Raw genomic sequence first — 11,090 nt, 5'->3', positions numbered from 1 at the left:
CGGGCCGTCACGTCGGCGCCGGAGCCGCCCTGCGGCGTGGTGATGTATACTTCGAGGCCCGCAATCTGGTCGCCGGCCTCGCGCTGCAGGTAGCGCGCAATTTTGCGGAAGCCCGGCACGCCTGGCGCCGTGATGCTCACAAATACCGGCACGCCGAAGCGGCGCAGGCGCGGCAGGTGCTCCTGCACCAGCAGTTCGGCGCCTTCAATGCGCAGGTCGGTGCGGTTGAGCAGAGTTTGGTCGGCCACTTGCAGAATGCCTTCGTCGCCGGGCAGGCCTGCGCGGGGCTCCATGGTCACGGTTTTGGTGAAAATCGCGCCGAGCTGCTCGTAGCCAGCGCCGTCGAGTTCCCAGGGCGCGGCCGCCAGGCACACCGGGTTTTGTAGGGTAAGGGCACCGAGTTTCATTGCTTTTTATCGTTTGCAGCTGCTCGCCATCGGTTGCCGGACTGCATACCGGCCCCGGACGGAGCAACTTGCGTGAACCTGAGGAACTGAACGGCGCGACAGCGCCGGAATAACGCATCCAGCCGACCCAAACGCGCATAAAAAAACCGTTTCGGAATCCGAAACGGCAGCGGGGCAACAAGCCCGAAAAACGGCGGCAGAACCGACCGTGAAATCATAAAAACCGCTGGCGGCGCAGACCTTCCGGTCTTCTCGCGGGTCGCTGCTGAGCAGGGTCCCGCGCTTCATCAACGGGTGTTTGGGCTGAAGCACGATGCAAAATTAAGAAAGCATTACACCCGGCCAACTTCCGGTAATGTTAACTTTATATTGTGCGAAGTTTTTCGGACGGCATTTTGCGTCCTAACTGGCTAATCAGCGGGTATTTCGCGGCAAGCTTCGCCTGCCAAAAAAATTATACCCCCTCGTAACGCATTGCTTTGCAGCCATAAGCCGCCGTACCTTTGGCTCTTGCGTGCGGAAATTTCCAACCTATTTCCCCTCGTTCATACCACAGAAAAGGCCATGAAATATGCTCTATTTCATGGCCTTTTCTGTGGTTGAGCGGCAGCTTCTTCACCGGTTAGTAGCAAGGGAGCCGCGCCCGACGGTTGAGCCCGCTATCAGCTCGTGGGGCCGGTGTCCACCTTCGACTCAATCGTGGCCTGTACAGTGCTGCTCACGGCCGAGAGAATGTTGTAGCCCGTGGCCGATTCAATGGCGTCGACGGTGGTGCGGTAGCTGCCCCAGCTGGAGCTGATGCTGGTGCTATTGGGCGTATCAATGGCAATGATGCGCGTGCTGGTGGTCACGCGGCTGGCGTCGGAGCTGCCTTCGGGCAGCACCACCACCACTTTCCAGCAGCGGGCGGGCACGGTGATGTTGCCGCTGGCGATGGTGGTGGCGTAGCCGTTCACGCCGGTGCCGCCGCTGCCGTAGCTGCCGCAGATGACGTAGAGCTCGTAGCCCTGGCTCACGAGGGTGCGCTCGTAGTTTTCGAGGTTGGCCCAAGTTTGCTGGTTGTTGTTGGCGGCCTGGGGCATCATGTTCGTCATGAGGAAGGTAGCCGAGTTATCGGCCACCGAGCCGGTGCGGTCGGCCGAGGGGCAGTTGTGGCCGCGGTCAAAGCCCGAGCCGGTGTAGCTGCTACTCGTGGCGTGGAACCACGACGAGGGCAGCGTGGCGTCGGACGAGAAGTTGTCCTGGCGCGGGGTGCTGCCCAGCCAGGCGCTGCTCAGGTGCCAGCTCACCCAGTTCGGCTTGCCCTTGTCGCGGCTATACGACAGGCTGTACTGGGTTTTGGTCATCAGGTAGTTGTTGGGATAGTTGGTGGCGTCGGTCACGGCGCCGCTGGGGTTGCCCATGGCCAGGTTGTTATCGCGCGTGGCGTCCTGGTTCACGGTGGCGGCGGTGGGGTCCTGGCTGGGGGCTACCGGCTCGACGCGCGAGCAGGAAACGGCCAGGGCGGCGAGCAGCGCAAAGCTGCCAATTCGGGTAAGCGTAACCTTCATGTAAAAACGTTTTGGGAAAAAGGTTAAAGTGGTGGCCGCAAAATTCCCGCACTGGGATTACCCCACCACGTCCGCAATGTTACGCCTATGTTACCATCATAACAATTCGCTGATTAATAAAATTTTGTCCTTCAAATTTTCTTCAGAAGTGAAACACTGAACAAATCTCATTTCAGGAAAAACACCTACATAAAACAGCCCCGCTGGCAAGGCCAGCAGGGCTGTTTCGAGCTATACAGTGCGTATTTCACGCTAAAATCGCAGCTCGGTTAGTGCGCACTCACCACCAATCGCTCGGTAGCAATTTTGCGGCCGGCGGCATCGCGCAGCACCACATAATATAGGCCAGCCGGGAGGGAAGGCAGGGCCACCCGACCAGCATTTTCGGTCAGTACCACCTGGCTCACCAGCTGGCCGGTTTCGGCGTAGGTGCTGAGCTGTCCTCCACCGCTGGGCAGGTTCCGGAAATCGAGCCGGGCTTCCTGCGCCGCCCCGGCCGGGTTCGGATACACGTCGAGTTGCGTCAGGCCGGCCTGCTTGCCAATGCTGACCGCTACAACCGGCGAGAAGGTTTCGCTGCCATCCACATCGACCTGCCGCAGGCGGTAATAGAGAATGTTGGCACCGAGTGCGTCAGCTTCGGCATCGCGCAGCTGGTAGCTACGGCTGCTGTTGCTGCTGCCTGCGGCGGCCACGCGGCCCACGGCCTGGTATTCGCCGTTGCCAGTAGCAGAGCGCTCTACCAGGAAATAGCTGCTGTTTTTCTCCGAAGCCGTGGCCCAGCGCACGTCGGTAGCGCCGCCGGTCCATTTGGCATCGAAGCTGATGAGCTCAACCGGCAGTGGGTACTGCAGCGAGATGAGGGGGACATCTTCGGCAAAAGCGTAGTACACGCGGGTGTTCGAGCTTACCGACACGGCGCTGGTTACATCGAGGCGCACATAGCTGAAGTCGCGCGAGGCCAGGAAAGACACCTGGTTACGCTGGGTGCCGTCGAACAACTGCACGTTCAGCAGCTCGTCGCCGGTTTTGCTTTCGATGATGACGTTGTTGGCATCGTAAGTCGACACCGTAATGCGGCGCAGGGCATCCAAATCGAGCAGGTTCGCACCGTTGCCCACCACGAAGCCGACGCGGTTGCCCGCTTTGCCCGTGCCGTTGAGCTTCACTTCCAGATACGCATTAGCGGTGTTGACTACTGTGAGCAGGTTGGTACCGGTAGTATTCAACTGCGCGTAGTTGCTGGTGTTGTCATCGGCCGCGTTAGCGGGGTTCGAAACCGAACTCAGGGTAACGGAGGTTGTTACGATAACCTGCCCAAGGACATTGAGCGCAATACCTGCGCCAACGGTCTGCGGGCTGCTGTTGAAATAATCGGTACCCGCTTGGGGCGTACCAAAATCGGACAGCACCGGGTTGATGCCCTGGAAAGCCGCCGGAGCCAGCCCAAAAGCATAGTATACCTCCAAGTCGTCGAGGGCCGTGAGCGCGCCTACCCGCTGAATTTTCACCTCATCAAAAGCTTTGCTGGTGGCAAACGACACCTGGGCTTTATTATTGGGCAACAAGGATAAGGCAAGCAGGCCGAGGCCACCTGCCTGGTCCTGCTGCACGCCGTTTAGGTAGGTAGTGAGTTGGAGGCTGGACAGCAAGCTCACGTCGAGCAGGCTTTGCTGCCCAATTACGAAGCCTGCGTAGTAGCCGATTGGCGCGCCCCCAGCCGGCAATCCTGCCAGCTTAGCGCGCAAAGTGGGGTTGCAAGCCACTGTAAGCGTGCTATGCAATAATGCGTAGTTGGTCAGGTCGTTGTCGGCTACGTTGGCCGGGTTCACCACGTCGGTAAGTGCGCACAGCACGCCCGACGCACTTTCTGCCTTATACTCGCTGCCAGTGAGGTTGGCAAAGCGCGAAATATAGCCGCTGGCCCGCGTCTGGATACCCGGCCGCACACCGTAGGCGTAATAAATATTGGTGGTGTAGTCGATGTTCAACACGCTGCCAAACTCAATCTCGACCGCATCAAACGGCTTAGAGGTGATGAACTCCAACTGTGTGGGGCGGGTACCGGCGCCCAGCAGCAGCGCCTGCAGCACGGTGGCCTGCACTACTTTTTCTTCCTGGCGGTTGGCAATCTCGGTGCCGTTCAGGTAAGTGCGCAGGGTCACGGTGCCCAATGCGCTCACGTTGGCCAGGCCGGTGCCGGTGTTGGCGAGCACCACCCCGGCGCGGTAGCCGGCCGGCGCGGTGCCGGTCAGCTTCAGCAGCAGGCCTACGGGCCTATTCACACTAGCGGTAGCGGTAACGGTGGCATCTACTTTCAGGGTAGCGAAGGTGGCGAAATCATTGTCGGAAGCATTGCCGCCGGCAGTAACGTTGCCGCTCCCCGATACTTGCGGCGAAGGCTGCGTGACCTTGTAGGTAGTTCCGGATGAATAATACGCCGGCAGGGTAGCTTGCGCCCACGCTCCCGGTACCAGCCCGAGCAGTACTAAGCTGACCTGAAAAATGACGACTGCTACCCGGCGGGTAAAAGTCCAACGACGGTTAAGAGCGGAGAAAGGAAGCATGACCCGAAAAAAAAGTGAGATAAAAGCGTGGTTACTGCTCTATTTCTGCAATTCCGTCGCCATTATGCTGGCAGGACTCGGGCTAACTGGCAATCAATCAGATACTATTTTAGCTATACCTTCTTTCACTCTAATTTTGGGAAAAATGTCCAATAATGAGAATTTTCTAATAATATCCACTAAATCCGCTTTTCAATACACTTCGTACGTACCTGATTCAGCATTGAAATTTGCCCATTAAATAGTTTAAGCTTTATTTTTGCAATATAACTTTTCCAATACACCCGCATCTATCCGTAATAACGTTCCTCTCCGCGATGAATTACTAAGGTTGTTGTAGTTACTTGAACGCCCTGGTCCCCTTTCCCCCGCATTATTCATGGCATTAGTTCTACCTTTCAAAATATTCGTTGTCGAAGACAATGAGTGGTATGGTGAGCTGCTGGCGCACCGCCTGGGCCAGAATCCCAACCACAGCGTCCACCGTTTCACTACCGCCAAGGCCTGCCTGGAGCAGCTGGGCGAACAGCCTGATTTCATCACGCTCGACTACTCGCTGCCCGATGCCAAAGGCGAGCAGCTACTGACGCAGATTCGGGAGCGGCTACCCGGCACCGAGGTGCTGGTTATTTCGGGGCAGGAAGACGTGAGCACTGCCGTAGCCATGCTGCGCCAGGGAGCCTACGACTACTTGGTGAAGGACGAGAACACGCTCGACCGCCTTTGGAATATTGTGGGCAAGGTAGAGCAGCAGGCCAGCCTGCGGCGCGAAAACAACCAGCTGCGCCAGCAGGTGGGCGCCCGCTACCGCGCTGCCCAGGCGCTGCTGGGCGAGCACACCTCGATGCAGCAGGTGCGCACGCTGATTGCCAAGGCGGCCCGCACTACCATTACGGTGAGCGTGAGCGGCGAAACCGGCACGGGCAAAGAAGTAGTTGCCAAGGCCATTCATTTTCAGTCGGACCGCGCAAGCCAGCCCTTCGTGGCGGTAAACATGGCCGCAATTCCGCGCGAGCTGGTGGAGAGCGAGTTGTTCGGCCACGAGAAGGGCTCCTTTACCGGGGCCGTGGCCCGGCGCGTGGGGCGCCTGGAAGAAGCGACTGGCGGCACGTTGTTTTTGGACGAGATTGCCGACCTCGACCTGCCGCTGCAGGCCAAGCTGCTGCGCGTGCTACAGGAGCGCGAGGTGACGCGCGTGGGGGGCAACCAGGCCATTCCGTTCGATGTGCGCCTTGTGGTGGCTACGCACCGCGACTTGCTAACCGAGGTGCAGGCCGGCCGCTTCCGCGAAGACCTGTACTACCGCCTGCTGGGCCTGCCCATCACTCTGCCGCCGCTGCGCCAGCGCGGCAACGATGTGCTGCTGCTGGCCGAGCTATTTGTGCGCGACTTTTGCCGCCAAAACAACCTGCCACCACGCCAGCTTTCGGCAAGCGCCCTCGAGCGCCTGCTGGCTCATCCTTTTCCCGGCAATGTGCGCGAGCTGAAGGCGGTAGTGGAGCTAGCCACAGTGCTCACGGATGGCGAGCAGATTATGGGCGACGACCTGCCGCTACGAACCGGCCGCGCGCTGGTTGGCGTGGGCAGCGGCTTGTCGCTACGCGAGCAAACTACAGCCATTGTGCAGCAGTGCCTCGACGAGCTGAACGGTGATGTACTGGCCGTAGCCGCCCGGCTACAAATCGGCAAATCAACCATTTACCGAATGATTCAGCTGCAGGAGCTTCGGGTAGGCTGATTGGCGCGCGCCCGGTGCCGTAATTGGCGAGGCATTGGCCACCAGCCGGCAAGCTATTTTGGGCTGGTTGCCGTACTTTTCTACCTATGCGCCGTTTTCGTCATCCGCGTCTGGCCCGTCGGGCTGCTGTGCCGGCCTTGCGCCGGACGCCCGCTCCGGTATTGGGCGCAGCCCTGCCTTCTACCACTACCTCACCAGACCAAGTCCCGTTCAGCCACGGGCTGGCCGACCATGTTCCGCTGCTGCTCTTCACCTACGACGTGGAGCAGCAGCGCATGAAGCACTGCAACCGCCATTGTCAGACCGTGTTGGGCTACAGCGCGGCCGAGCTACTGGCCATGGGCGGCAGCATAGCCGATGAGTTGATGCACCCTGAATCGCGGGCACAGTTGCAGCAGCATAATGTGATGGAGCTGCTCAACGCCCAGCAGGCATTTAGCTGGGATTGCCGCGTGCGCCACCGCGATGGCAGCTGGCGCTGGCTACGCCTGCGGCTGCGCATGAATGCTACGGCCACCAGTGCCTCCCCCACCGAACTGATGGGCAGCGCCGAGGACGTGACCCGGCATCGTGCTGCCATTGCCGAGCTGCGCCACAACCGCCACCTGTTGCGGCGCATCGTGGACCTGATGCCCAATCTGCTCACGATTTACGACCTGAGCCAGCGCCGCAATACCTACGCCAACCGCCATGCGGAACAGCTGCTGGGGTATACAATTGAGGAATTGGCCGACTTCGCCAGCGACGAGCTGCTCGCGACCTTGCTGCCGCCCGAGTCGCACCGGCTGATGGCCGCGCATATGGCCGAAGTAGCCCGGCTGGCCACTGGCGAACCCCGCAGCGTGGAGTATGCCCTCCGCCACCGCGACGGCTCGCTGCGCTGGCTGCGCACCACGCATATCCCCTTCATGCGCGACGCGCAGGGGCGGGTGCTGAACCTGCTGGGGGTGTCGGAAGACATCACAGAGCGCCGTGCCGCCGATGAGCGACACCAACTGGCGGCCGCACGCCTGGCCGAGCAGCACCGCCTGTTTCGGCAGGTTATCGACGCCCTGCCCCACCCCGTGTATCTGAAAGACCACACCGGTCGCTACTTGCTGGCCAACGAGGCCATGTCTGCCGTTTTTGGTCTGACGCCCAACGAGCTCGGGCAGCTGACGCCCCCGCCGCAGATGGTAGAAGCCACCGACTGGGCCCGTTACCAGCAGCAGGACGAGCAGGTGCTGCGCACCGGCCAGGACCTGACCATTGAAGAATCGGTGCGACTGCCAAACGGCCCTACGCTGTGGTTCAGCAGCGTGAAGCGACTCTTTATAGGGGCCGATGGGCAGGGGCAGGTGCTGGGCGTCGATAGCAACATTACCGAGCTCAAACGCGTGCAGCAGGAACTGGAAAGCGCCATTGCCGCGGCCCAGGTAGATGCGCAGGCCAAGGAAGATTTTCTGGCGAACATGAGCCACGAAATCCGCACACCGCTGCACGGCATTCTGGGCCTGACAAGCGTGCTGGCCAAAACCACGCTCAGCCGTAGCCAGCACGACTACCTGCGCCTGCTGGGCGAGTCGGCCGAGCACCTGCTCATGGTACTGAACGACGTGCTGACCACCGCCCGCCTGGGGGCTGGCAAGCTGCAGGCCGAGTCTACTCCTTTTAGCCCGGATGAGCTGCTGCGGGGGTGCGCAGCCCTACTGCGCCCCCGAGCCCGCGAAAAAAACCTGCGGCTGCGGGTCGAGAAGCCCACGGCGCTACCACCGGTGCTGGGCGACCCGCACCGCTTGCGCCAGGTATTACTCAACCTGGTGAGCAACGCCCTCAAGTTTACCGAAGCTGGCCATGTCGTGCTCAGCTGCCGCCTGGTGGCTGGGCCGCCCAACGCCACTTTGCCCGCAAATACGGTGTGGTTACGCTTCACGGTGCATGATACAGGTGTAGGCATTGTGCCCGAAGCCCTGGAAAAGGTATTCGAGCCCTTTGCGCAGGCAGCCGCCAGCACCGACCGCGAATATGGCGGCTCGGGCCTGGGTCTGAGCATTTCCGAAGGTCTGGTACAACTGATGGGTGGCACGCTGCGCGTGTGTAGTGAGCCGGGTATCGGCAGCACTTTTTCCTTCACCCTGCCCCTGCCGCTGAGCCCCACCGAAACGGTTGCGGCCCACCTCCCGTCTGCCCCCGATTCGCTGGTGCCCGAGGCTGGCCGCCTGCTGCTGGTAGAAGACAACCTGGTGAACAGCCTGCTGGCCGAAACCGTGTTGCGCAACTGGGGCTGGCAGGTAACCACGGCCGCCAGCGGCCCGGCGGCCATTCAACTATTCGAACATCGCCTGTTCGATTTGGTCTTGATGGATATTCAAATGCCGGGCATGGATGGCGAAACGGCCGCCCGGGCCCTGCAGGCTCACCCCAACGCCGCCCAAGCCGCTACGCCCATTATTGCGCTCACCGCCCGCGCCCAGGCGGGCGAAGCCGAGCGCCTGCAGGCAGCCGGTTTCGCCGGCTATCTGGCCAAGCCCTACCGCGAGGAGCAGCTACTCCAAACCATTCGCACCGTGCTCGCTCGCCACAATCAGGTGGCTGAGCCCATTATTGCATTCCACAAATCCCCTGCCATGCCTTCCGAAATACCACTCTACAACCTTAGTAATGTGCGCCAGCTGGTGCGCCACGACGAAGCCATTGTGCGACGCCTAGCCTGGGCCTTCATCGAAACCACGCCCGCCATTCTCACCGCCCTCGATGAAGCCTTGACGGCGACCCAATGGGAAGCCGTGGGCGACGCGGCCCACCACCTCAAAAGCTCGCTCGACGGACTGGGCGTTGAAAGCCTGCGCCACGTCATTCGTGAGGTGGAGGCCTATGGCGACGCGACGCCCGACCCCGTACATGCCGCCCAGCAGGTGGCACTGGTGCGGGCCACTACCGAACAGGTGATGGCGGCCCTGCGCCAGGAGTTTCCGGAGCAGCAATAGGCGCGAATGCCGTGATGCTTCGGCCGGCACCCTGCTTCCCGGGCTTGCCAACGCAGTTCGCCGCGCTATCCCGGGAGGCTATTCACGCCGCAGTTGAACTGTCTGGCCACAATGCCCAAATCTTGTTGAAACCCGCCCGTAGTTTTTGGGGTTGAAGCACCAGAAGCCCGCCCCCGACGGTGCGGCTCATTATTCATCCGTCATTCCTGTTGCTATCATGTTTATTTTCATGCTCGGCCTGTTGCTTGCTACGGCCATTCTCGCTCTCAAAACCGCCTCTAACGTGAAGGAAATGCTGGTACCTGTTCCGGTGCGGAACCGCTAGTTTTCCCTTTGCCCAAAAATAAAAAAAGCAGCCCGCACGGGCTGCTTTTTTTATGGTGGTGAAACCGGATGCTGCTACTCTTAGCGAATAACCAGCTTGCACATCTGGCTGGTATTTTCGGCTTCGAGGCGCACATAATACAGGCCGTTAGCAAATTTGCTCAGGTCGAGCATCTTGGTGTAGCGGTCGTTGAGCTCCGTAACGGTTTCGCGGTACATCACCGTCCCGATGACGTTCAGGACGCTCAACTCTACCTTTTTGCCCTGCAGGTTGTTGATAGTGAGGTGCACAATGCCCGTGCTGGGGTTGGGATACACGAGCAGCGTTTTGTTTTCATCACCAGGCTTGGCCTGCTGGCCGGGGCGGTGCCGCACCACGGCAGCCGCCGCCGGAGCAGCCGACTGCAGCGGCGCCAGGCCCAGGCCCAGACACGCGCCGGTGAGTAGAGTTAATAAGTAGCGTTGCATCATAAATAGAATTAGTGCCCCTGAGAATAAGCGCAGTGCGCTTGAAACTTAACGATAAATTTCAATTTTGGTTGACAAAGGTACGGAATCGTTTTTAGTGCGACCCCAGGAATATATCGAAACCTCGATAAACCAAACTAATTTCGCCATTATTACCGGCTATTAGCCGACCAACTGTGTGGATGTACTCCTAATTGGTGGTGGCCTGGCGGGCCTCGCCGCCGCCCTCGACCTCAGCGCCCGCGGGCACCGCGTGGCCGTGATGGAGCGCAAGCAATACCCTTTCCATAAAGTGTGCGGCGAGTACGTGAGCAACGAGGTGCTGCCCTACCTGCGCCGCCTCGGGGCCGACCCAGCCGCACTGACCCCCGCCGCCCTCACGCAATTTCTGCTAAGCTCGCCGGGCGGGCGCACGCTCACGAGCCCGCTCGATTTGGGTGGTTTTGGGGTGAGCCGCTACCTGCTCGATGATTTCCTGTACCGGCTGGCCGAGGCGCGGGGCGTCACGTTTTACCTGAAAAGCACCGTAACCGACGTGGCATTTGACGCCGCGGCCGACTGCCACACCGTGACGCTGGCCGACGGCCGCCAGCTGACGGCCCGCGCGGTGCTGGGCACCTACGGCAAGCGCGCTGCCCTCGACCGGCAGTTGCAACGCCCGTTTTTTGCCCGACGCTCGCCCTACCTCGGCGTGAAGTACCACCTGCGCCTGCCCGGCTTTGCGCGCAACGTGATTGCGCTGCACAATTTTGCCGATGGCTACGCCGGCATTTCGGCCATCGAGGAGGACAAGCTGTGCTTTTGCTACCTCACTACGCGCGACAACCTGCGGCAGCACGGCACCATTCCCGAAATGGAGCGGGCGGTGCTGGCCCGCAACCCGCACCTGCGCGAGATTCTGGATTCAGCCGAAGTGCTGTACCCGCAGCCGGAAGTCATCAACGAAATTTCCTTTGCCCCGAAGCAGCCCGTGGAGCAGCACGTGCTGATGGTGGGCGACGCGGCTGGCCTCATCACGCCGCTGTGCGGCAACGGCATGGCCATGGCCCTGCACGGCGCGGCGCTGGCGG

Annotated in this window: 8 protein-coding genes; 4 read left to right on the top strand and 4 right to left on the bottom strand. The window is 60.7% G+C overall.

Annotated features, from left to right (window positions below; translation table 11 throughout):
• From ACYVDE_RS07105 to ACYVDE_RS07095, 3 genes are all read right to left on the bottom strand, one after another.
• The coding region (locus ACYVDE_RS07105; RefSeq protein WP_460500791.1) for a hypothetical protein at nt 1-407 on the bottom strand (407 nt) is incomplete at its 3' end.
• A gap of 662 nt (nt 408-1,069) precedes the next feature.
• On the bottom strand, nt 1,070-1,957 hold the full coding sequence (locus ACYVDE_RS07100; protein ID WP_460500790.1) for a DNA/RNA non-specific endonuclease: 888 nt from the start codon (nt 1,955-1,957) through the stop codon (nt 1,070-1,072).
• Between the two features lie 269 nt (nt 1,958-2,226).
• A complete protein-coding gene (locus ACYVDE_RS07095) occupies nt 2,227-4,524 on the bottom strand; it encodes a T9SS type A sorting domain-containing protein (RefSeq protein ID WP_460500789.1) in 2,298 nt (765 codons plus the stop codon).
• A gap of 379 nt (nt 4,525-4,903) precedes the next feature.
• On the opposite strand from ACYVDE_RS07095, the gene ACYVDE_RS07090 reads away from it, so the two are divergent.
• From ACYVDE_RS07090 to ACYVDE_RS07080, 3 genes are all read left to right on the top strand, one after another.
• Nucleotides 4,904-6,262, top strand: a complete 1,359-nt coding sequence (locus tag ACYVDE_RS07090) for a sigma-54-dependent transcriptional regulator (RefSeq protein ID WP_460500788.1) — start codon at nt 4,904-4,906, stop codon at nt 6,260-6,262.
• Between the two features lie 86 nt (nt 6,263-6,348).
• Nucleotides 6,349-9,228: a PAS domain S-box protein gene (locus ACYVDE_RS07085; protein ID WP_460500787.1), complete on the top strand. Its 2,880-nt coding sequence runs from the start codon at nt 6,349-6,351 to the stop codon at nt 9,226-9,228.
• A 151-nt stretch (nt 9,229-9,379) separates the two neighbouring features.
• Nucleotides 9,380-9,553, top strand: coding sequence for a hypothetical protein (locus ACYVDE_RS07080; protein ID WP_460500786.1), 174 nt, complete (start codon nt 9,380-9,382; stop codon nt 9,551-9,553).
• Between the two features lie 80 nt (nt 9,554-9,633).
• Here the strand turns inward: ACYVDE_RS07080 and ACYVDE_RS07075 are convergent, their stop codons facing one another.
• Nucleotides 9,634-10,023, bottom strand: coding sequence for a T9SS type A sorting domain-containing protein (locus ACYVDE_RS07075; protein ID WP_460500785.1), 390 nt, complete (start codon nt 10,021-10,023; stop codon nt 9,634-9,636).
• A 175-nt stretch (nt 10,024-10,198) separates the two neighbouring features.
• Between ACYVDE_RS07075 and ACYVDE_RS07070 the strand changes: the two genes are divergently transcribed.
• Nucleotides 10,199-11,090: NAD(P)/FAD-dependent oxidoreductase (locus ACYVDE_RS07070; protein WP_460500784.1), on the top strand; the 892-nt coding region annotated here is incomplete at its 3' end.

The sequence above is a fragment of the Hymenobacter agri genome (assembly GCF_054778495.1).
Note: the sequence above shows the minus strand (reverse complement) of the source record. Positions and strands in the feature narration are given on the sequence as shown.

Excerpts from the sequence above, each read along its gene's own strand:
- ACYVDE_RS07075 (WP_460500785.1), bottom strand. The coding sequence starts at position 10,023 with ATGATGCAACGCTACTTATTAACTCTACTCACCGGCGCGTGTCTGGGC.
- ACYVDE_RS07100 (WP_460500790.1), bottom strand. The coding sequence starts at position 1,957 with ATGAAGGTTACGCTTACCCGAATTGGCAGCTTTGCGCTGCTCGCCGCC.
- ACYVDE_RS07095 (WP_460500789.1), bottom strand. The coding sequence starts at position 4,524 with ATGCTTCCTTTCTCCGCTCTTAACCGTCGTTGGACTTTTACCCGCCGG.
- ACYVDE_RS07090 (WP_460500788.1), top strand. The coding sequence starts at position 4,904 with ATGGCATTAGTTCTACCTTTCAAAATATTCGTTGTCGAAGACAATGAG.
- ACYVDE_RS07085 (WP_460500787.1), top strand. The coding sequence starts at position 6,349 with ATGCGCCGTTTTCGTCATCCGCGTCTGGCCCGTCGGGCTGCTGTGCCG.